19 protein-coding genes, 1 tRNA gene and 1 pseudogene are annotated in these 19,693 nt (G+C 61.5%); 6 read left to right on the top strand and 15 right to left on the bottom strand.

The features are described from left to right. Nucleotides 1-15 precede the first annotated feature (15 nt). From AC1DYR_RS11615 to AC1DYR_RS11605, 3 genes are all read left to right on the top strand, one after another. Nucleotides 16-957, top strand: coding sequence for a threonine/serine dehydratase (locus tag AC1DYR_RS11615; RefSeq protein WP_477705245.1), 942 nt, complete (start codon nucleotides 16-18; stop codon nucleotides 955-957). Nucleotides 958-978: 21 nt separating this feature from the next. Next, on the top strand, nucleotides 979-2,319 hold the full coding sequence (gene serS / locus AC1DYR_RS11610; protein ID WP_477705244.1) for a serine--tRNA ligase: 1,341 nt from the start codon (nucleotides 979-981) through the stop codon (nucleotides 2,317-2,319). A gap of 142 nt (nucleotides 2,320-2,461) precedes the next feature. Continuing rightward, nucleotides 2,462-2,549, top strand: a tRNA-Ser gene (locus AC1DYR_RS11605). Between the two features lie 543 nt (nucleotides 2,550-3,092). Here AC1DYR_RS11605 and AC1DYR_RS11600 read toward each other — a convergent pair. The 3 genes from AC1DYR_RS11600 to AC1DYR_RS11590 form a co-directional block, all read right to left on the bottom strand. Then, nucleotides 3,093-3,287, bottom strand: a complete 195-nt coding sequence (locus AC1DYR_RS11600) for a DUF3606 domain-containing protein (protein ID WP_477705243.1) — start codon at nucleotides 3,285-3,287, stop codon at nucleotides 3,093-3,095. Between the two features lie 407 nt (nucleotides 3,288-3,694). Next, complete coding sequence (locus AC1DYR_RS11595) at nucleotides 3,695-4,330, bottom strand: hypothetical protein (RefSeq protein WP_477705242.1); 636 nt, start codon at nucleotides 4,328-4,330, stop codon at nucleotides 3,695-3,697. Between the two features lie 37 nt (nucleotides 4,331-4,367). Next, nucleotides 4,368-4,775 (bottom strand): helix-turn-helix domain-containing protein, encoded by a 408-nt coding sequence (locus AC1DYR_RS11590; RefSeq protein WP_477705241.1) that lies wholly within the window; start codon nucleotides 4,773-4,775, stop codon nucleotides 4,368-4,370. Nucleotides 4,776-4,879: 104 nt separating this feature from the next. Between AC1DYR_RS11590 and AC1DYR_RS11585 the strand changes: the two genes are divergently transcribed. Together AC1DYR_RS11585 and AC1DYR_RS11580 are read left to right on the top strand one after the other, a co-directional pair. Further along, nucleotides 4,880-5,746 (top strand): XRE family transcriptional regulator, encoded by an 867-nt coding sequence (locus AC1DYR_RS11585; protein ID WP_477705240.1) that lies wholly within the window; start codon nucleotides 4,880-4,882, stop codon nucleotides 5,744-5,746. Nucleotides 5,747-5,828: 82 nt separating this feature from the next. After that, nucleotides 5,829-7,199, top strand: a complete 1,371-nt coding sequence (locus AC1DYR_RS11580; protein ID WP_477705239.1) for a sensor histidine kinase — start codon at nucleotides 5,829-5,831, stop codon at nucleotides 7,197-7,199. Between the two features lie 33 nt (nucleotides 7,200-7,232). On the opposite strand, the gene AC1DYR_RS11575 is transcribed toward AC1DYR_RS11580, so the two are convergent. The 12 genes from AC1DYR_RS11575 to AC1DYR_RS11520 all read right to left on the bottom strand — a co-directional run bounded on the left by AC1DYR_RS11575 (nucleotide 7,233) and on the right by AC1DYR_RS11520 (nucleotide 19,178). Further along, the gene (locus AC1DYR_RS11575; RefSeq protein ID WP_457279564.1) at nucleotides 7,233-7,817 is read right to left on the bottom strand and encodes a response regulator transcription factor; all 585 of its coding nucleotides are present in this window, start codon (nucleotides 7,815-7,817) and stop codon (nucleotides 7,233-7,235) included. A 211-nt stretch (nucleotides 7,818-8,028) separates the two neighbouring features. Then, entirely contained in the window at nucleotides 8,029-9,339 is a 1,311-nt protein-coding gene (locus AC1DYR_RS11570) for a tryptophan--tRNA ligase (protein WP_477705238.1), read from the bottom strand. Further along, a complete protein-coding gene (locus AC1DYR_RS11565; RefSeq protein WP_477648057.1) occupies nucleotides 9,336-10,010 on the bottom strand; it encodes a site-2 protease family protein in 675 nt (224 codons plus the stop codon). Before AC1DYR_RS11565 ends, AC1DYR_RS11570 begins: the two co-directional genes overlap by 4 nt. A gap of 225 nt (nucleotides 10,011-10,235) precedes the next feature. Next, nucleotides 10,236-10,871 carry an L-threonylcarbamoyladenylate synthase gene (locus tag AC1DYR_RS11560; protein ID WP_477705237.1) on the bottom strand — a complete coding sequence of 212 codons (636 nt, stop codon included), beginning with the start codon at nucleotides 10,869-10,871 and terminating at the stop codon, nucleotides 10,236-10,238. Nucleotides 10,872-10,912: 41 nt separating this feature from the next. Beyond that, complete coding sequence (locus AC1DYR_RS11555) at nucleotides 10,913-11,818, bottom strand: DMT family transporter (protein WP_477705236.1); 906 nt, start codon at nucleotides 11,816-11,818, stop codon at nucleotides 10,913-10,915. Next, the gene (locus tag AC1DYR_RS11550) at nucleotides 11,818-12,678 is read right to left on the bottom strand and encodes a 3',5'-nucleoside bisphosphate phosphatase (protein ID WP_477705235.1); all 861 of its coding nucleotides are present in this window, start codon (nucleotides 12,676-12,678) and stop codon (nucleotides 11,818-11,820) included. The genes AC1DYR_RS11555 and AC1DYR_RS11550 overlap by 1 nt, the downstream gene beginning before the upstream one ends. 267 nt (nucleotides 12,679-12,945) lie before the next feature. Next, nucleotides 12,946-13,698, bottom strand: a complete 753-nt coding sequence (locus AC1DYR_RS11545; protein WP_477705234.1) for an aspartate/glutamate racemase family protein — start codon at nucleotides 13,696-13,698, stop codon at nucleotides 12,946-12,948. A 281-nt stretch (nucleotides 13,699-13,979) separates the two neighbouring features. Then, a complete protein-coding gene (locus AC1DYR_RS11540; RefSeq protein ID WP_477705233.1) occupies nucleotides 13,980-14,693 on the bottom strand; it encodes a GntR family transcriptional regulator in 714 nt (237 codons plus the stop codon). Continuing rightward, entirely contained in the window at nucleotides 14,690-15,571 is an 882-nt protein-coding gene (locus AC1DYR_RS11535; RefSeq protein WP_477666129.1) for an ABC transporter permease, read from the bottom strand. Before AC1DYR_RS11535 ends, AC1DYR_RS11540 begins: the two co-directional genes overlap by 4 nt. A 101-nt stretch (nucleotides 15,572-15,672) precedes the next feature. After that, entirely contained in the window at nucleotides 15,673-16,587 is a 915-nt protein-coding gene (locus AC1DYR_RS11530) for an ABC transporter permease (RefSeq protein ID WP_477705232.1), read from the bottom strand. A gap of 162 nt (nucleotides 16,588-16,749) precedes the next feature. Beyond that, on the bottom strand, nucleotides 16,750-18,045 hold the full coding sequence (locus AC1DYR_RS11525; protein WP_477705231.1) for an ABC transporter substrate-binding protein: 1,296 nt from the start codon (nucleotides 18,043-18,045) through the stop codon (nucleotides 16,750-16,752). Between the two features lie 77 nt (nucleotides 18,046-18,122). Continuing rightward, nucleotides 18,123-19,178 carry an ABC transporter ATP-binding protein gene (locus tag AC1DYR_RS11520; RefSeq protein WP_477705230.1) on the bottom strand — a complete coding sequence of 352 codons (1,056 nt, stop codon included), beginning with the start codon at nucleotides 19,176-19,178 and terminating at the stop codon, nucleotides 18,123-18,125. Nucleotides 19,179-19,451: 273 nt separating this feature from the next. On the opposite strand from AC1DYR_RS11520, the pseudogene AC1DYR_RS11515 reads away from it, so the two are divergent. Continuing rightward, a pseudogene (locus AC1DYR_RS11515) lies at nucleotides 19,452-19,598 on the top strand (glutathione S-transferase N-terminal domain-containing protein); the annotation flags it as partial. Nucleotides 19,599-19,693: the final 95 nt, after the last annotated feature.

Here is a 19,693-nt window from a genome sequence, read left to right as displayed (position 1 = left end):
GTTCTTTTTTCCAATATGACCAATCGCTATCAAATTGAGAGCTGCTTGCGAACGTTCGAAGCGGGCTACAGCCACTTTATTCATAAAACACCGCTGTGGAAACTGCCGGGCAAGGCGCTGGGCCTGGAATGCGCCGAGCTCTGGCTCAAGCTCGAACATTTGCAGACCGGCGGCAGTTTCAAGGCGCGCGGCATGCTCAACCGCCTGCTGTCCAACCCCATTCCCGCCAGCGGCGTGATCGTGGCTTCTGGCGGCAACGCGGGCATTGCCACAGCCGCCGCAGCGCGCGAGCTGGGCGTGCGCTGCGAAGTCTTTGTGCCTGAAGTTTCGACGCCTGCCAAACGCGCCAGGCTGGCCGCGCTGGGTGCCGAGGTGGTGGTGACGGGCGCGGCGTACGCGGATGCGCTGAAGGCCTGCCTGGCGCGCCAGCAGGAAACCGGCGCGCTGCTGACGCATGCGTATGACCAACCCGAAGTGCTGGCCGGCGCCGGCACCATGGCGGCTGAGATTGAGCAGCAGGGCGGTGTGCCCGATTCCGTGCTCGTCAGCGTGGGCGGCGGCGGCCTGATTGGCGGCGTGGCCAGCTGGTTTGAGCAGCACAGCCGTGTGGTGGCGCTGGAGCCCGAGCTGGCGCCCACGCTGTACAAAGCCCGCGAGGCCGGTGAGCCGGTGGACGTGGCCGTTGGCGGCATCGCCGCCGACTCACTGGGTGCCAAACGCATTGGCGGCCTGGCCTGGGAGGCCACCCAGGCACATGTGCGCGATGCATTGCTGTTGACTGACGAATCGATACGCGCCGCGCAGCTATGGCTCTGGAAAGAATTGAAACTGGCCGTGGAGCCCGCTGCGGCCCTGCCGCTGGCCGCACTGCAAAGCGGCCGCTACAGCCCGCGCGCCGACGAAAAGGTCTGCCTCATCATCTGCGGCGCCAACCTGGACCCGGCCAGCCTGAACTGAGCCCACAAATACAATCAAGCCATGCTAGATATCAACCTGCTTCGCAAAGACCTGCCGTCGGCTATCGCCCGGCTGGAAACCCGTAAAACCCCGCAAGCCTTCCTCAATGTGGAAGCCTTCCAGGCGCTGGAGGCTGAACGCAAGGCCTTGCAGATCCGCACCGAAGAGCTGCAGAACCAGCGCAACACGCTGTCCAGGCAGATTGGCCAGCTCAAGTCCAAGGGTGAAGATGCCAGCGTCATCATGGCCCAGGTGAGCGCTTCCAAGGCCGAGCTGGAAAGTTCCGCCGCCCGGCTGGACCAGATTCAGGCCGACATGCAAGCCCTGCTGCTGGCTGTGCCCAACCTGCCGCATGAAAGCGTGCCGCAAGGCGCAGGCGAGGCCGGCAATGTCGAGGTTCGCAAATGGGCCCCGATTGAAGGCCCGGGCGGCGAGCCTCCGGCCTTTGCGTTTGAAGTGAAAGACCATGTTGACGTGGGTCAGCCCTTAGGCCTGGACTTTGAACTGGGCACCAAGCTGACCGGTTCGCGTTTTACCGTCATGAAAGGCCCGCTGGCGCGCCTGCATCGCGCGCTTGCACAGTTCATGCTTGACGTGCAAACCGCCGAGCACGGCTACACCGAGTGCTACACGCCCTACATCGTCAACGGCGATTCACTGCGCGGCACCGGCCAGTTGCCCAAGTTTGAAGAAGACCTGTTTGCCGCCAAGAAGGGTGGACAAGAGGGCGCAGCCGAAGCCGAAAGCACCGCGCTGTACCTGATCCCCACTTCCGAAGTGCCGTTGACCAATTTCGTGCGCGATGAAATCGTCGCCGAGGCCGATTTGCCGCTTCAGTACACCGCACACACGCCATGCTTCAGGTCCGAGGCGGGCAGCTACGGCCGCGACACCCGCGGCATGATCCGCCAGCACCAGTTCGACAAGGTCGAGATGGTGCAGATCACCCACCCCGACAAAAGCTACGAGGCACTCGAAGCCATGACGGGCCATGCCGAAGCTATTTTGCAAAAACTCGGCCTGCCGTACCGCGTCATGCTGCTGTGCACCGGAGACATGGGTTTCGGCGCCGCCAAGACTTATGACCTGGAAGTGTGGCTGCCCGCGCAAAACACCTACCGCGAAATCAGCTCGGTTTCCAACTGCGAAGCCTTCCAGGCGCGCCGCCTGCAGGCCCGCTTCAAGAACGCGCAAGGCAAGAACGAGTTTGTGCACACCCTCAATGGCTCCGGCCTGGCCGTGGGCCGCACCCTGGTCGCCGTGCTGGAGAACTACCAGCTCGCTGATGGCTCAGTCACCGTGCCGGAGGTGCTGCAACCGTATATGGGCGGCATCAAGGTGCTGGCCCCAGCCGGAAAATAGAGCCCCCACGGTCGCTCACTTCGTGTAGCTTCCTGCCCCCCGAGGGGGCCGCTGCGCCTGCGGCCCGGCAAAGCCGGTTCCGCGGCCCCTGCTGGGTTAAGACCGGCTCTTTCCAAGCCTGCTAGAATCGCCAGTCCACACTGGAGAGGTGGCAGAGTGGCCGAATGTACCTGACTCGAAATCAGGCGTACCGCAAGGTACCGTGGGTTCGAATCCCACCCTCTCCGCCAAAATTGCATCCAGAGAAATCCAGATTTATCTGAGAAATGCCCTGAAAGCCCCGTAAATCGGGGCTTTTTTGTTTCCTACAGTCCAGATTCGTCTTTTGACACCCAGGCATTTTTGGGGGAATGGCGGCGGGAGTTCCCCCGTATCGTTACGCGGCCATCTTTGCATTCAATTGCAATGACTGAGCGCAGGCTGATGGGTCAGTTCCTATATCTGTCCTTACCCGTCATCACGTCGACCTGGTAGTCGCCGCGAATGTGATCTTTGTACCAGGCCCAGCAGGTCCAGGCGATCGATCCAATAACCACCGAAAATGCCACGAGATAACCCCAGGCTGGGATCAATCCCGGGCACTCAACAGCGGCCGGCATCATTGAGCACTCGTCAAAATGGCTGACGGCAAAGGCCCCAGCGCCGGCAAACAATCCTGGCAACAGGTTTACAAGCGATCTGAGGTAGTTCGGTTTTCGGCGTCGTGGTATCGGGTGCTCTCTTTCGTTTCATCGTAGCGCACCCACATTTCTGCTAAACGCCTCAACTCGCAATCATTGCTGGCAGGTGTCTCTGCTGCGATGAAAATAATTGCGGATCTCGTCGGGTTCGCTCCCTACCGCATAGACCGCCACACGCAATTCGTACTCTGTGCATTTCAACTCGGAGCACCACGACTCCACGACGCGCGGATCAGTCAGGCTGATGCGGTTGGTCGTGCTGTCTGCGTCAGGAAATTTTTGTGACATGACGTACCCTCTTCAAATGGGACATTTCATGGAGGCCCACTGAAGCGTAGCAGTGCCGACCCGTAGTAAGTAATTGGTGCAAAAAATCACGCCATGTTGCACCGACCACGCTTTACCTGTGCACTTTCCTATATTTCGATGAATACCGCATCCTTCAATTGGAGGAGATGTCTGCGAGGGTACATGTCACGACATGTGACAAGACTGGCGCCATGAAACCGTTCCATGCACTCATGCTGCTGTGGGTTTACGGGTTTGCTGCAGCTCACGCCGGCGGTATGGATGTGCAGGGGCTCGTGACTGACGCTGCCGCTGCGCCCAGGAAGGCGGGCTGCCGCAACGGCGCCGGCGGCCGCTCTCCCCTCAGGACAGCACCGGCGAAGGACGGAGGGCTTTCCAGGCTACGGTTACGCTTTCAGGCAGCCACCGCTGTTTAACGGACTGGTCATCGCCTGCACGAATTCAACGCACATCATCCTGATGGGATGAACTTCGGCTTCGGTCACGCTGGCTTTGGCCATTGCCGCTTTCTCGATGTCTTCGTTTTCCAGTTCTACAAAGACGTTTTCACCGTCGTGGGTACGTAGATGAACGCGTAACTTGATTCCGGTGCTGGATAGCAGCATGTGATTCCTTTGGGATCGGGTTGACTGGATGTCGTGTCGGTGTGGATGAGGTGGCCGCCGTAGCGCGGCGCCGGCCATTCGTCTTTCGATGAATTCATTTCTGGCTGCCTGCCAGTCAACCCATCGGCGGATGGGCCAATCGGCCCATTTAGCCACCGTCTGGGTGGCGGGTTCCTGGTCAGGCTCAAGGCCGGGCAGGGTTTGGCAATCGGGGGTGACGCTGTAGCTCAGCCGGCTGGTCTGGTGGCGACTTTCCACAAAGCCCCCCGCTTCCAGCATGTCCATGGCTTGCTGGATATCGTTGGGTTCATATGTGGGTTTCCAGTGAGGATGGAGCGAGGCCAGTGTCCACCAGCCGCCGGTGGCGCGCAACCGCAGCCACAGGGCACGTACATCGTGGGTGATAAGGTCGCCCATGATTGGTCGCGATCTCGCTCAGGCGCTCTGATGACGTTTACGGTTGGGAGCACGGAGGCCCATCCGTGAGGGCGTTGTTGGCGGTCAGCTCATGTGCCAGTTTGCGCTGAGCCTGATTGCGCTGGTGCGGCATGGTGACCGTGATCTTGCGCGTCTGCTGAAAGGCCAGCGCCCGGCTTGCGGGATTGAGGTAACGCGACGGCCAGAGATCCTCGGGCCTTTTGTCGAGGGCGCGTGCCACGAGCTGCTCGGCTGCCAGCCAGGGGCTGGTCAGCACGCGTTGTATGTGACTGTAACCGTTTTCGATGGCAATTTTTCGAAGACTGGTGCCGCGTTTGCGGAGGGCAGCAATGACATCGGCTGGGTGCATATCTTCCTGTGCGGGTGTCGATTTAATTGTGCTCATATCTAATATTTTGAGCACAAAAAAGACCAAGTCAAACAATTTTTTCTGCCTGTTTCAATTTGTGCTACTTTTATTGTATTTTTTACCAATTAAATGAGTGTTATGTTTGCTCATTTTGTGCTTGGGGGAACAAAATAGTGTTCATGAACACAAAAGAAGCAGCATCGAGGGAGGGCGGTTCTGGCTCATCTGGCAAGCTCCAGCACTATTCCTTTACCGCCGTAACGCCGGTCAAGGCGGAAGAGCCTGTTGCGTGGTACTTGCATGAGGCCGCAGCAGCCGTCGACAAGGCGAGTGCCAGGTCAGTGCGAACCGAAGCCAGGTCGGTTTTCATGCGCCAGTTTGGCCAGCGCTGCCGCATGGCCCGTGGCACAAGGGAAATCAATGAAGTTGCGGCCACGGTCGGGGTTCACCGCAACACCATCTGGAACATAGAGCGTGGCGACAGCCTACCGGATGCGTTCGAGCTGGAAGTACTCGCCAGGGAATACCGGTTGACGCCTGGGCAGCTACTGGGCCGGGAAGCTCCAGACGAAACCCGGGCTGCGGCGGTGGCGCGCGACGTGCGCGCGGTCGAGACCGGCACGTTTGTCTATGCGCCCTTGTTTGACCTCCGCGCTTCGCCGGGCCGGGACGTATTCAACGACCTTGGGTCGGTCGTGGCGATGCGTCCCTTTGATGTGCAGTTCATCCGGTATGACCTGGGCATTGACCATAACGACATTGTCATGTCCACAGTGGCGGGCGCATCCATGGAGCCGTGGCTGCATTCCAGAGACGCAGTGCTGACTGACTTGCGGGATCGCGATGCCCTGACCGAGGGCATACACATGGTACGGCTTGACGGCGCCTTGCTGGTCAAAAAACTGCAGCGCCTGCCTGGCAAGATACTGCGCGTCAGCAGCTACAACCCGGCGTACGAACCGTTTGACATCCAGGGCTACGAAGGTACGGACCGCGATTTTGCCGTGCTTGGCCGCGTGCGTTGGGCCGGCGTGACTTTTAACTGAGCGTAAGTCCCTAGGCCGCAACGCAACAGGCGTGCGCCGCGGATGGCATTGCGGCCCTGGATGCGACGTAAACTCGCATCCCATGGACCATCCCACAGCGATCCGGCCTATCCAGGGCGCGCCAGATATCTCGCGCGAGGATTGGGTGGAAATGCGGCTGATCCACATCTTCATGCGGTATGCCCGCCCGGCCCTGCATTCCGCGCTGGTGCTGATCGTGTCCATGGTGGCGATTCTTTACCGCCATGTAGACCTGCTCAGTCTGGGCATCTGGGCAACGGCGGCGACGCTGGTGACCTTGGTGCGGTACCGCATCATCGGGATCTACCAGCGTTCGCTGCCGGGCGTCAGCGGCCCTGCGTTGCGCGCATTCATGGCGCGCTACACGTGGACATGGTCCATGAGTGCCATGGTCTGGGGTGCATCCATGTTTGTGTACTTCCTCAAAGCGCCCGTGTATGACCAGTTCCTCGGCATGATCGTCCTGGTGGGAATGGCCGGGTTTGCGGTGGGCACCTTTTCCTCCTGGCTCCCCTGCTTCAAAGGCTATGTGAACGGCCTGGGTATTTCCACCCTGACGGTATTTTTCTACCAACTGATGCTGGAAAGAGGAATTTCTTCCACGTTCAATACCTGGGGCATGGTGGTGCTGATCGTGATTTACTGGGTGGTCATTCGCGTGTCGGGCCAGCGCTTTCACCAGGTGCAGCGTGCAAACCTCGAACTGCAGTACGACAACTCCGAACTGATCAGATCGTTGACCGAAAAAAGCCGTGCCGCCCTTGAGGCCATCGAGATCAAGAACCGTTTTATCGCCAGCGCCGCGCATGACCTGCGCCAGCCGGTGCATGCCCTGGACCTGTACGCGGGCTGGCTGGCTGCCGAGCCTGAATTCGTGGCACAGATAGCACCCAAGATCGTCCGGTCGACGAAGGCAGTCAACGACCTGTTCAACTCCCTCTTCGACCTGGCGGGTCTGGAGTCCAGCCCACTGCGGGTCAACCTGCAGGCCGTAGACCTGGCGGGGCTGGTGCAGGATCTGGAAGCGCAATACGCACCCTTCGCGCGGGAGCGCAACCTGCGCCTCAGGATCCGCCCTGCGGTGGGACAGGTAAGGTCCGACCCCGTTCTGCTTCAGCGGCTCGTCGGCAACCTGTTGTCGAACGCGCTGCGCAACACGCATCGAGGCGGTGTGCTGCTGGCTGTGCGCTGGCGGCGCGGTGTGCCATGCATCGAGATATGGGACACCGGTGTGGGCATCGCGAAAGAACACCAGAAGGCGATCTTTCAGGAGTTCTACCGGATTCCGCTGCAGGGTACCGAAGAAGGCTTTGGGTTGGGCCTGGCCATCGTTTCGCGCCTGAGCGAGGCGCTGGGGCATCCTGTGAGGCTCGCCTCCAGGAGCGGCCGGGGCAGTGTCTTTTGGGTAGAGTTGCGCACGCCGGGCCAGTGACCCGGCGGTGTTGCCCGGTGTTGCTAGGTCTTGCTAGAGCAAGCCCTGGGTGCGCGCCAGGTGGCTGGCCTGTGAGCGGCTCTTGACATTCAGGCGCCGGAACAGCCGCCACAAATGCACTTTCACCGTGTGCTCGCTGATCTGCAGCTCTTCGGCGATGTCGCGGTTGCTCATGCCCTTGTCGAGCATCACCAGCAACTGCTTTTGCCGCTTGGACAGTTTTTCCGTCGGGGTGGATGGCTCCGGGTCGAGTTCTTCACTCAGGAAAACGCGCAGGACGTTCGATATCTCGGTGGCCCCCGCAGATTTCTGGATGTAGGCATCGGCACCTGCCTCAATGGACAGGTCTTCATAGTCCTGGGCCGGCGCGGCCGACAGCACCACCAAGGGTACGTTGGGGAACTGGTGTTTGAGCTCACGCACGCCAGAAACACCATTGGTGTCAGGCAACCTCAAGTCGAGGCAGATGAGTTCGGGGACACCGTGTTGCTGCACGGCAGGCATTACCGCGGCGAGCCGGTCCAGCTCGGTCACAGTGGCCTTGCTGCTAAGGCGGCGAATCAACATGACAACCGCTTCGCGCATCAGCGGATGGTCATCTATTACAAAAATACTCATTAGTTCACGTCTGAAGTATCGTTCCTGTCAGCTATCGAGCATAACTGGTGAATGTCAACTTTGGGGCACTAATAAACTTGAAATTGCGGTATTTTTTCAGGGTGGTAATACCCCAAAACAACAATGAATAAGTCTTTCGTACCAATGTGATTCTGTTGAAGGCCACCGCGTACGGCCAAAGCATCTGGCCCAAATTGCTTAATCCCGCAACTCAAGGGGTTACAGGTGCAAAGAAACGTAGCGCCGTTTCCACCTCGGCTGCCTCGATACCGGGCAAGATTTGAAGCTTATCTTGCAGTGCAGCAAGCGCACCGGCACCTTCGTTCTGCAGGGTGGAAATTATCAGCGCGGCTTCACGGGGAGATTCAAAGCCATGGCTCTGCAGAAGCACCTTGGCATCAGCATCCTGCAGCTTGAAATAGAACTGGCCGTCCTTCTCACGGTATTGTTTGAAGGCCGGAGCAACACTTTTGACTGACTTCCCTTTCGGCATGCCAGCCGGTTTTGTCGCGAGGTTGCGCAAGCCCACGGCGCGACGCAACTCGCCCATGAAAGGCGTGGCCTCCGCGCGCGCCTTCTGCGCACCCGCCTGCAAGGTCGCCTCGATCTGTGCCGGGTCGCTGATGAGGTCGTGATATCGCTCGCGCATGGGCGCGACTTCACGGTCAATGCGCTCGAACAGCAGCTGTTTGGCATCGCCCCAGGCAATGCCTTCGGCATAGGCCTTGCGCAGGGCCCGGGTTTCGTCCGCGCTCGCAAAGGCCTGGTAAATCTGGAACAGCGCCGAGCCTTCAACTTCCTTGGGTTCGCCCGGCGCGCGTGAATCGGTGAGGATGCCGGCGATCAGCTTGCGCATCTGCTCGCGCGGGATGAACAGTGGAATCGTGTTGTCGTAGCTCTTGCTCATCTTGCGCCCGTCCAGCCCGGGCAGCAGCGCGACCGATTCCTCCACCACCGCTTCGGGCAGCACCAGGTGCTCGCCGTAAAGATGGTTGTATCGCTGGGCCATGTCGCGCGCCATTTCGATGTGCTGGATCTGGTCGCGCCCTACCGGCACCTTGTGCGTCTTGAACATCAAAATGTCCGCGCCCATCAGAACCGGGTACATGAAGAGGCCGGCAGTAACGTCGGCATCAGGGTCGTTGCCGGCGGCCTCGTTCTTGTCGACAGAGGCCTTGTAGGCATGGGCACGGTTGAGCACGCCCTTGCCCGTCACGCAGGTCAGCAGCCAGGTGAGTTCGGGGATTTCGGGGATGTCGGACTGGCGATAGAACGTCACGCGCTCCGGGTCCAGCCCTGCGGCAAGCCAGCTCGCCGCGATCTCGAGTGTGGACTGCTGGATGCGCGCGGGCTCGTCGCATTTGATCAGCGCATGGTAGTCGGCCAGGAAGTAAAAACTGCGCACATCGTCGCGAAAGCTGGCCTGGACCGACGGCCGGATCGAGCCGACATAGTTGCCCAGGTGGGGCGTACCGGTGGTGGTGATACCGGTGAGGAAGCGGGTGGTGGACGGTGTACTCATGACAATCTTGGGGGCAATGAAATGGGGAGGTTGATCAGATCCAGCAAGCTGTATCCCAGCACCACCAGTGGCCAGAGCCAGTAAGCGCTGACGATGCCAAGGAGAACGAGTCCCATGACAATGAAAAACCCCCATGGTTCGAGGCGCGCGACAAACTGGGCCTGCTTCCACGGCAGCAGGCCCACCAGGATGCGGCCGCCATCAAGCGGAGGCAAAGGAAAAAGATTGAAGGCCCACATCACTAGATTGACCAGTACGCCAGCCTGGCACATGACCAGAAAAAACGGCTCCTGGACACCGGCGTTGACCAGTACCGCATACAGCACGGCCCAAAGTACGACCTGTATGAAGTTGGCGGCGGGGCCCGCAAGTGCCACCCAGATCATGTCGCGTTTGGGTTTGCGCAAATTTCCGAAATTGACGGGTACCGGTTTTGCGTAGCCGAACAGAAAGGTGCCTGAGGTGGCGAAATACAGCAGCAGCGGCATGACGATGGTGCCGAGGGGGTCGATGTGCTTTACGGGGTTCAGCGTGACACGGCCCAGCATCCAGGCGGTGTTGTCACCGAAATAGCGAGCCACATACCCATGCGCAGCTTCGTGCACGGTAATGGCGAACAGCACGGGCAAGGCGTAGATGGCTACGGTTTGAATCAGGTTGGCGATATCCATGTCGGGATTATCGCCCCCACGCTTGTCGCTTTGCGTACTGCGCGAGGCCTTGCAGGCCGCGGCTCACGAGACGTTTCGCCTCTGTCGCCCGTCCAAGCCTGCGCAGGCAGGCTTGGAGCCGCGGGCTCCAGCCCCTCGGGGGCCGCCCGCCTGCGGTCTGGCAAAGCCAGTCCCGCGGCTCATGCTTGAAGGGGAGTGTGTGTTGACCGCGTTCCATTCGGCACGTTATAGGCCTAATCTGGCCACATCACCCCGGCCCTGCCGCACCACGACGGGCTCGCCGCCGTCGCCCATGGCTGTCAGGTCGATCACGGTGGTCGGCTCCTGGTGGCAGGCGCCTGCGTCGATCACGGCGGCCAGCTCATGCTCCAGCAATTCGCGGATCTCGTGCGCGTCATTCAGTGGCTCGGTGCCGTCCCGGGGAATCAGCGTGGTGGCCAGCAGCGGGGCGCCGTGCAGCTCCAGCAGCGCCTGCAACACCTTGTGTTCGGGCACGCGCAGGCCTATGGTCTTGCGCGACGGATGGCTCACGCGGCGCGGCACCTCTTTGCTGGCTTCAAGGATGAAGGTGTAGGGCCCGGGCGTGGCGGCCTTGAGCAGCCGGAACTGCTTGTTGTCTACACGCGCGTAGTTGGCCAGCTCGCTCAGGTCGCGGCAGAGCAGGGTGAGGTGATGCTTGTCGTCAACGCCGCGGATACGGCGCAGGCTGTCGGCCGCAGCCTTGTCGTCAAGGTGGCATACCAGGGCATAGCTGGAGTCCGTCGGCACTGCCGCAATGCCGCCGCGTTCAAGCAGCGCCACCGCCTGTTTGAGCAGGCGGATGTGCGGGTTCTCGGGGTGAACTTCAAAAAACTGTGACATGGTGACTCAGGTGGCTTAGATGTTGTCCGGGTATGCCGAATTCAAGACTCAACCGGCTCAATGACGACCCGGCTGTCACGCACGGCGAGCCACGCGCCTGTTGCACCGCAAATGGCGATCATGGCCATGCCGAACATGGACCAAAAATCAGGCACATGCGAAAACGCCAGCCAGCCGCCGAGCATTGCAAAGCCGATCTGGGCATACAGGAAGGGTGTGAGGGTCGACGCCGGCGCGCGGCCGTACGCCAGGATCATCATGAAATGGCCCACCGTTCCCAGGAAGCCCATCAGGCAAAGGCCGGCCCACAGCGTCCAGGCGTCCAGCCAGGTCCAGACAAAAGGCAGGGCCAGCGAAGCCACCAGCGTGCCGACCCAGCCGGTATAAAAGTGCATGGTGAAGGGGTCTTCGGTGCGCGCCAGCCGGCTGGTGAGGATCTGGAACCAGGCGTTGGTGACCACAAGCCCCAGCGGCAGCAGCATGGCCCAGGTGAAGTCGTCGCCGTCGGGCCGGATGATGATGAGCGTGCCGGCAAACCCGCCAATGACCAGTGCCCAGCGCAACCACGACACCCGCTCCCCCAGGGTGAGGGATGCCAGCAGCGTGATGACCAGCGGCGTGATCATGACGATGGCCGTGAACTCGCCGACCGGCATGTGCTTGAGGCTGAAAAACGCGAGCATGCTGCTGCACAGCAACAGCACACCGCGCAGGCACTGGAATTTCGGGTGCGCCGTGCGCAGCACAGACCAGCCGCGCGACGGCAGTACAGCCACGGTGGTGGCAACGGCCTGGAAGGCATACCGAAACCACAGCGCCATCAACAACGGCACACCGGCGGAAATGAATTTGGTGGTGGTGTCCAGAATCGCGAAGCAGGCCACTGCGGCTACCAAAAGCGCAATGCCGGTCGGAACGTGCGAGGTGTTGTTCGCGGGGCCGGCCATCACTGGATGCGGTCCGCCAGCAGCTCCCACACCGGTGTCAGTTCGCCCGGCAGAAACGGCAGGGTGCCCAGGTCGGTGTGGCTTTCGTCGGGGCTGTGGAAGTCGCTGCCGCGCGAGGCGGCCAGGCCGAACTCTTTGGCCGTTTCGGCGTACCTGAGGTATTCCTGCGGCGTGTGGCTGCCGGTGACAACCTCCACGCCACGCCCGCCATGGGACTTGAACTCGGTGAACAAGGCGTATTCCTCGTTGGGGGTGAACTTGTAGCGGCCCGGGTGCGCAATCACGGCAATGCCCTTGGCCTCGGTGATCCAGGTGACGGCGTCGCGCAGGTTGGCCCAGCGGTGCGGCACATAGCCGGGCTTGCCTTCGGTCAGGTATTTGCGAAAGACCTCAGGCGTTTCGCGGCACACGCCGGATTCCACCAGGAAACGGGCAAAGTGCGTGCGTGAAATGAGCTCGGGGTTGCCGACAAACTTCAGCGCGCCTTCATAAGCACCCATGATGCCGACCTTGGCCAGCGAATCCGACATCTCCATGGCGCGCTGTTCACGGCCGCCGCGGGTATTGCGCAGGCCTTGTTGCATCGCAGGGTCGTCGGCGTCGAAACCCAGGCCAACGATGTGGACCGTTTGACCTGCGAAGGTAACGGACACCTCGGTGCCGGTCAGGTAGTGCATGCCCTGCGCTTTGGCAGCGGCGGCGGCGCGATGCTGGCCGCCTATTTCGTCGTGGTCTGTCAGGGCCCAGAGTTCGACCCCGTTGGCCTTGGCCCGTTCAGCCAGTGCCTCCGGTGTCAGCGTGCCGTCTGACACCACAGAGTGGCAGTGCAGGTCGGCATTCAGGATGTTTTTGGGAGTCACTGAGCCATTTTAGGCTTTGCAGGGTATTGGTGCAGGCCGCGTGCAATCCCCCTGACCCCAGAAGGCTCGCTTTGCGCGTGCGCGCGATGCCTTTGCACTGAAGGCGGTTTTGAGGTGTTTCAGGCCGCTAGCCCAATATAGACAAGCGCGAGCAGCTATAAATTTAATAGCGTTATCTGTCTGGCCTGATATGCGCCACTAAGCTTGAAATGGACGGTTGCTATGAAATAAATAGCTGCTTGGGCTTGTTTCTATCAGGCTGCAGCCTTAAAGCCCCAAAGCTGTGAGCTCCGGCGAGAGTTTCTCCCACGGCACGTCGAAGCCCGGCTGGCTGCGCTGCGGTGGCGGCGCATGGCTGCGCAGGGCCCAGTGGGCGCCGGCCAGCACGCTGTCGATCAGCGGCACGCTCACCCCGGGTTGCAGGGCCGCGGCCATGCCCGCCAGGCCTGCACCGCCCAGAATGACGGCCTGCGCGCCCAGCTGGCGCACCGCGTCGCGGCAGGCCTGTGCGAGCAGTGTGCGCGCGGCGGCGGGGTCGGCCGCAAGCTGTGCACCGGTCGGCGCGACGGTGTGGATGCCGGCCAGCGAAGGCGCATGGCCCAGCGCCTGGGCCAGCCGCTGAAGCATCGGGCCCCACCGTTCGCCCCCGGTGACGATGGCAAAACGGCCGTGGCGCGCCGCCTCGATAAACGCCGCCTCGGCCAGGCCGGTCACCGGCACCGGACTGCTTTCGCGCAGCGCCAGCAGGCCAGGGTCGCCAAAGCAGCCGATCAGCACCGCGTCAGGCGTTTCAGGTGCCCCACCCGTTTCATTTGCCTTGGCCAGTGCGGCAGCCCAGGCGTCCAGCGTGGCATGGGAGGCGACGGCATAGCTGGCTTCGTCGGAAATATAGGGCGCGCCGAAACGCGCGGTGACGGTGCGTACCTGCACATGCAGCCCGGCGGCGGCTTGTACGTGGGTTTGCAGCAGGGCACTGACCGAAGCCGACGTATTCGGATTAATGACCAGCAGTCGGCGCATGATTAAAAGTTCACCCCTGTCCAGGCTCACTGCGTGTAGCCTGTTCTCCGAAAATGGGTACACCCCTGTCCAAGCTCACTGCGTGTAGCTTGTTCCCCCCTCGAGGGGGCGGCGCCTGCGGTCTGGCGAAGCCAGTCCCGCGGCTGCCCGCTGGTGAAATACGCCACTGACTCTTCATGCCAGCATGAGCCGTGGAACCGGCTTTGCCGGGCCGCAGGCGGGCGGCCCCCTCGGGGGGCAGCGCAGTACGCGAAGCGACAAGCGTGGGGGCCATATCAATATCAGGAGAACAACGTGGACAAGTCGGGCGCATCGTCGGCCGGCGGCGTGAACTGCAGTTGCGACTCCAGCCGCGTCAGGTGTTCGCGCATGTGGCGCGCGGCTTCCTGGACGTCGCGCAGGCGAATCGCGTCCAGCAGCTTGCGGTGCTCGCGGCAGCCGCAGGCGGCGGCTTCGTCGCGGCTGTCTTTGTGGGAGGTGCTGTAGGTCATCAAGATCAGAGACGTGCGCGAGGTCAGCTCGCGCAGGATGCGGCCCAGCGTCTGGTGGCCGGCGCGTTCGGCGATCTGCAGGTGAAAGTCGCCCGACAGCCGGATCGCGCGGTGCATGTCGCCGGCCAGGCGCGCGGCCTCTTCGTCGTCGATGCAGCGCTTGAGCTGCTGCATGTCGGCCTCGCTCGCCTTGGCAATGAACAGCTCCACCAGCGTGGGTTCAATCAGCCGGCGCACCTCAAAGACTTCGCGCGCCTCCTGCTCGGTGGGCTGGGCCACAGTGGCGCCGCGGTTGGGAATGAGGGTGACGACCTGCTCATTGGCCAGGCGCACCAGCACCGGGCGTATGCGCGTGCGCGACACGCCGAAGGCACCGGCCAGCTTGTCTTCGACCAGCTTGGTGCCCGGCGGCAGGCGATGGTCCAGGATGGCCGAGATCACGCGCTCATACATTTCGCTGTCGGTCAGGGGAATTGCCTGGGTTACGGGCGCTGCCTCACTCATCGGGTGCCTTTCTTTTGCCGGCGGCCCAGCCACCAGGCCAGGCCCAGTGCCAGCGCCATGACCAGCAACGACACCACAGTGGTGACGGTACCCAGAGCATAAATGGACGGCGTGGTGACGGTGGTGGTCAGTCCCTGCAGCTCCAGCGGCAGGGTGTTCACGTCACCGATGGCCTGCGAGGTGCGGGCGATTTCGTCCCAGCTCAAGGTAAAACCAAACATGCCGATGCCCACCACCGACGGCGCGATCAACGGCAGCACCACATGCCGGAAGCCCTGCCACGGCGTGGCGCCCAGGTCGCGCGCGGCTTCTTCGTAAGCCGGATTGAAGCGGTTGAAAATCGCAAACATGATCAAAAGGCCAAAGGGCAGTGTCCAGGTCAGGTGCGCGCCCAGCGCCGACGTGAACAGCCCCAGCGACGTGCCGTAGCCTTCCAGTGCATCGGCCATGCCGAAAGCCTCCAGCGCTTTCTTGACGCCGGTGTCGAGCAGGCGGAACTCCAGGCCAATACCTAGCGACACGATGATCGACGGCATGATCAGGCTGGCCACCACCACAAAAAACAGCGTGTTGCCGCCCGCGAGTTTCTTGCGAAAAGCCAGGCCGGCCAGCACCGAGAGCACCACCGTGAAAGCCATCACGGCCAGGCCCAGGCCCAGCGAGCGCTTGAGTGCCGCGCCAATGTCGACCACGCCCAGCCCTTCGGCCAGTTTGTAAAACCAGTGCAGCGACACACCGCGCAGCGGAAACGTAAGTCCCCCTTCAGGCCCCTGAAAACTCAGCACCACGATGACAAACATCGGGCCATAAAGGAACAGCACAAACAGCGCAAAGAATGCGGCGAGAAACCAGAAGCCGGCGGTGCGTTTTTCGGACATAGCTTAGAACCTTCGCAGAAGGGGCCGCAGCGCCGGGTCGCCCCAAGCAAGGCCAGCCCCCTCGGGGGGCAGCGCAGTACACGAAGTGACAAGCGTGGGGGTCATAGTTCCTTTCGGATGTCGACCATGCGGGTCAGCGCCCAGATGATCATCAGCACGATGGCCAGCAGGATCACCGCATTGGCCGCCGCCAGCGGGAACTGCAGGTAAGACGTCTGCACCTGGATGATCTTGCCGATGGAAGCGATCTGCTGGCCGCCCATGACGCCGATGGTCACGAAGTCGCCCATCACGATGGTGATGACAAAAATCGAGCCGATGATGATGCCCGTGCGCGACAGCGGCACGATGACGTTCCACAGCGTTTGCCAGGCCGAGGCGCCGCTGTCATTGGCTGCTTCGATCAGGCTGCGGTCTATGCGCATCATCGAATTGAAGATCGGCACGATCATGAACATGGTGTAGAGGTGCACAAACGCCAGCACCACCGAAAAATCAGAAAACAGCAGCCACTCCACGGGCTGGTTCACGATGCCCAGGCCGGCCAGGCTCTGGTTGACCAGGCCATTGCGGCCCAGCAGCGGCACCCACGAAATCATGCGGATCACATTGGACGTCCAGAACGGGATCGTGCACAGCACAAACAGCAGCGTTTGCACGCTTTGTGAGCGCACATAAAAAGCCAGAAAGTACGACACCGAAAACCCCGTCACCAGCGTGATCAGCCAGACTAAAAAACTGAACTTGAAGGTCGACAAATAGGTTTTGAAAGTGACACACATCTCCGACGTATTGCCGCAGCCTTCAAAGATGGCGAAGTAATTCTTCAGCGTAAAGCCCGGCAGCAACTCATACTCATTGAAGTCCCAAAAGCTGACCATCAACACCAGCGCCAGCGGAACCAGAAAAAACACCACAAACACCGCCGTCAACGGCGTAGCCTGCCACCAGGCGGCCAGCGCACGCCCCGGCGCCTTGGCCGGGCTTGAATGGGCAATGATTGCAGGTGCGCTCATAAAAATCCAATGGTTGAGTTGCGCTTACCGCCGGCGTCCGGTATCAAGGGCAAGCGAAGCGAAGCCTGTTCCAGGACACGCGGAACCGGCTCTGCCGGGCCGCAGTGTCGTCCCCTGTAGGGGAGAGGCCGCTACACGCAGTGAGCGACCACAGGGGGGTGCCTATGCAGCCACGAACTCATTCCACTTCTGGACCATGTAATTGTTCTCATCCATCACCGCATTCCAGCAGGCGATGCCGCCCATGCGCGCTTCATAGCTGCCGCCGTCGCGCACCGCGCCGGTCTTGGCCAGCACATCGCCGTTGGGGCTCTTGATGTCTTGCGAGGCCGGCTTGCCTTCCATCCAGTAGGCCCACTCATACGCTTCCATCTTGGCCTTGGCGGTCTCCAGCACGGCGCTGTAATAGCCCTGGCGGTTCAGGTAAGCGCCGGCCCAGCCGTCGAGGAACCAGTTGATGAACTCATACGCCCCGTCCAGCTTCTTGCCCGACAGCGTGGCGGGCAGGCCAAAGCCGGCAGCCCAGGCGCGGTAGCCTTCTTTCAGTGGCTGGAAGTTGCAGGCAATGCCCTTGGTGCGCACGGCCGTCACAGCGGGGCTCCACATCGACTGGATCACCACTTCACCCGAGGCCATCAGGTTGACCGACTCATTGAAGTCTTTCCACAGCGCGCGGAACTGGCCGGCCTTCTTGGCTTCGATCAAGGTGGCGATCGTCAGGTCGATCTCCTTCTTGGTCATGTTGCCCTTGTCGGGGTACTTGTAGATGCCCTTGGCTTCCACCACCATGGCCGCGTCCATGATGCCGATCGACGGAATATTCAGGATGGCGGCCTTGCCCTTGAATTCGGGGTTCAGCAACTCAGCCCAGGAGCTGATGGGGCGCTTGATCAAATCGGGGCGAATGCCCAGCGTGTCGGCGTTGTACACCGTGGGAATGAGCGACATGAACTGCGTCGGGCTCTTGGCGAAGACCTTGCTTTTTTCGCCTTCGAGGTAAATCACCTTCTTCGGCGCGGTGCCCTGGTCGCCCACGGCCTTGCCGGCCACGGTGCCGGTGGTGAAGAGCGTGGTGATCTTGTCGGCGTTCTTGATGCGCTTGGTGTCTATGCCCTTCAGGTTGCCCGTGGGCACGATCTTTTTGAGCGAGAAGTACTCGGTGTCGATCAGGTCAAAGCTGTTGGGTGCGGTCACGGCGCGCTTGGTCACGTCGTCGGTGGTCACGGCCACGTACTGAATCGTGATGCCGGTGTCGGCCTTGAACTTTTCGGCAATGGCCTTGTCCTGGTTGACGGCGGTGCCCAGGTAGCGCAGCACGATTTTTTCCTGCGCGTGCACGGCAGGAAAAATGCCCGTGGCCAGAATGCCGGCCGTGCCCTTGAGCAGGGCGCGGCGCGGCAGGCCGCCCACGGTGGTGTCGGTGGCGGTGTCTTTTTGATCAGGAAGAGCGTCGGACATGGTGAAAACTCCTGGTGGCTTGGGTGGAAATCTTCTTGCGAAGGGATGGGTGGAAAAACTCTGTATCTCTGTGCTTGTCAGGCAGGAACGGCGGCCTGCAGCGTGTGCGCCGCCTCGGGCGCCCATGACAGCTGCACGCTGTCGCCCGGCGCATAAGGCCGGGCTGCAAACGCTGCCTCGGGCACCATCACCGACAACTCGGCGGTGCTGTGGGCTGTGGGCGATACGCCCGGGTTTTGCAGGCCCAGCAGCACATACGGGCCCTGGTATTCGACGTCGGTCACCACGGCGCGCCGGTTGTGCGCTGCGTCGGGCGCGGCCTGGCCGGCCGGGGTGATCTGCATGTGGTCCGTGCGCACGCCGATCTTGCCGGCGGGTGTGTCCAGCACGTTGTGCCCGCCCATGAAGCGCGCCACAAATTCACTCGCGGGGCGGTTGTAGATTTCGTGCGGCGAGCCCACCTGCTCGATCAGCCCGTGGTTCATCACCACCATGGTGTCGGCCAATGCCATGGCCTCTTCCTGCGAGTGCGTGACGTGAATAAAGGTGAGCCCCAGCTCTTTTTGCCAGCGCCGCAGTTCGGCGCGCATCTGGATGCGCAGGAAAGGGTCCAGCGCCGACAGCGGCTCATCGAGCAGCAGCACCCGCGGCTGCGTGATCAGCGCGCGTGCCAGCGCCACACGCTGCTGCTGCCCGCCCGAAAGTTCGGCCGGCTTGCGCTCCGCCAGGTGGCCCATCGCCACGCGCTCCAGCAAGTCTTTGGCCTGCTGGCGGCGCGCTGCCTTGTCCACGCCTTTCATCTTCAAACTGAAGGCCACGTTGTCGAGCGCCGAGAGATGCGGAAACAGCGCAAAGCTCTGGAACATCATGGCCGTGCCGCGGCCGGCGGCCGGCAGGTCGGTGATGTTGCGGTTTTCCAGCAGGATGTCGCCGCTGGTGACGGACTCGTGGCCCGCCATCATGCGCAGCGTCGTGCTTTTGCCGCAGCCCGAAGGCCCGAGCAGGCAGCAGTAACTGCCGCTGGCAATGCGCAGGTTGATGCCGTCAACCGCGGGCTTGTCTTGCTGCGCGTACCGTTTGGTCAGCGCAATGGCTTCAATGGCGGCAGGGGGCGGGCTGGCAAGTGCGTTCATGCCAAGCTTCTTTGCAAGGCTTGTGCCAGCTTTGTATGCGATCTATGGGTAGATTGTGTACAAAATGCATGGTTCTGGTGCCGAGGAAACCGTGCCTGCCTGCCATGCTGGTGCATGCTGTAACCAGAAGTTCCTGAAACTTCCGGCTGTCAGGTTGGGGGGCCCACCATGAGGTGCCACCTGCCCTTTTCAGGTTTTCTCCCTGTCGCCGCCGGAGCTTGAAGCCAGTAGTTCATGGCCTACCATCAGCGCTTCCGTCTTATGGAGCCGTCCTTGATCACCCTGCACCACCTCAACAATTCCCGCTCACAACGCATCCTCTGGCTGATGGAAGAGATGGGCCTATCTTATGAAATCCAGCGCTACCAGCGCGACCCCAAAACCATGCTGGCACCGCCCTCACTGCGCGCGGTGCATCCGAACCTGTTCACGGTCTAAACGGGGCCGCGCAAGCGCCTTCTCGGGCGGTCTGCGGCGTTGCGGCGCTAGCCCATAGGTGAACTATGGGCTAGCGC

The sequence above is a fragment of the Polaromonas sp. P1_F9 genome, assembly GCF_056405615.1.
The sequence above is the reverse complement of the archived record's forward strand: the minus strand, read 5'-3'. Positions and strand labels throughout refer to the sequence as shown.

Coding starts and splice junctions, on each gene's coding strand:
- AC1DYR_RS11560 (WP_477705237.1), bottom strand. CDS start 10,871: ATGTCACAGTTTTTTGAAGTTCACCCCGAGAACCCGCACATCCGCCTG.
- AC1DYR_RS11525 (WP_477705231.1), bottom strand. CDS start 18,045: ATGTCCGACGCTCTTCCTGATCAAAAAGACACCGCCACCGACACCACC.
- AC1DYR_RS11530 (WP_477705232.1), bottom strand. CDS start 16,587: ATGAGCGCACCTGCAATCATTGCCCATTCAAGCCCGGCCAAGGCGCCG.
- serS (WP_477705244.1), top strand. CDS start 979: ATGCTAGATATCAACCTGCTTCGCAAAGACCTGCCGTCGGCTATCGCC.
- AC1DYR_RS11520 (WP_477705230.1), bottom strand. CDS start 19,178: ATGAACGCACTTGCCAGCCCGCCCCCTGCCGCCATTGAAGCCATTGCG.
- AC1DYR_RS11600 (WP_477705243.1), bottom strand. CDS start 3,287: ATGTCACAAAAATTTCCTGACGCAGACAGCACGACCAACCGCATCAGC.
- AC1DYR_RS11615 (WP_477705245.1), top strand. CDS start 16: ATGACCAATCGCTATCAAATTGAGAGCTGCTTGCGAACGTTCGAAGCG.
- AC1DYR_RS11555 (WP_477705236.1), bottom strand. CDS start 11,818: ATGGCCGGCCCCGCGAACAACACCTCGCACGTTCCGACCGGCATTGCG.
- AC1DYR_RS11565 (WP_477648057.1), bottom strand. CDS start 10,010: ATGGATATCGCCAACCTGATTCAAACCGTAGCCATCTACGCCTTGCCC.
- AC1DYR_RS11540 (WP_477705233.1), bottom strand. CDS start 14,693: ATGAGTGAGGCAGCGCCCGTAACCCAGGCAATTCCCCTGACCGACAGC.
- AC1DYR_RS11545 (WP_477705234.1), bottom strand. CDS start 13,698: ATGCGCCGACTGCTGGTCATTAATCCGAATACGTCGGCTTCGGTCAGT.
- AC1DYR_RS11580 (WP_477705239.1), top strand. CDS start 5,829: ATGGACCATCCCACAGCGATCCGGCCTATCCAGGGCGCGCCAGATATC.
- AC1DYR_RS11575 (WP_457279564.1), bottom strand. CDS start 7,817: ATGAGTATTTTTGTAATAGATGACCATCCGCTGATGCGCGAAGCGGTT.
- AC1DYR_RS11595 (WP_477705242.1), bottom strand. CDS start 4,330: ATGGGCGACCTTATCACCCACGATGTACGTGCCCTGTGGCTGCGGTTG.
- AC1DYR_RS11535 (WP_477666129.1), bottom strand. CDS start 15,571: ATGTCCGAAAAACGCACCGCCGGCTTCTGGTTTCTCGCCGCATTCTTT.
- AC1DYR_RS11585 (WP_477705240.1), top strand. CDS start 4,880: ATGAACACAAAAGAAGCAGCATCGAGGGAGGGCGGTTCTGGCTCATCT.
- AC1DYR_RS11570 (WP_477705238.1), bottom strand. CDS start 9,339: ATGAGTACACCGTCCACCACCCGCTTCCTCACCGGTATCACCACCACC.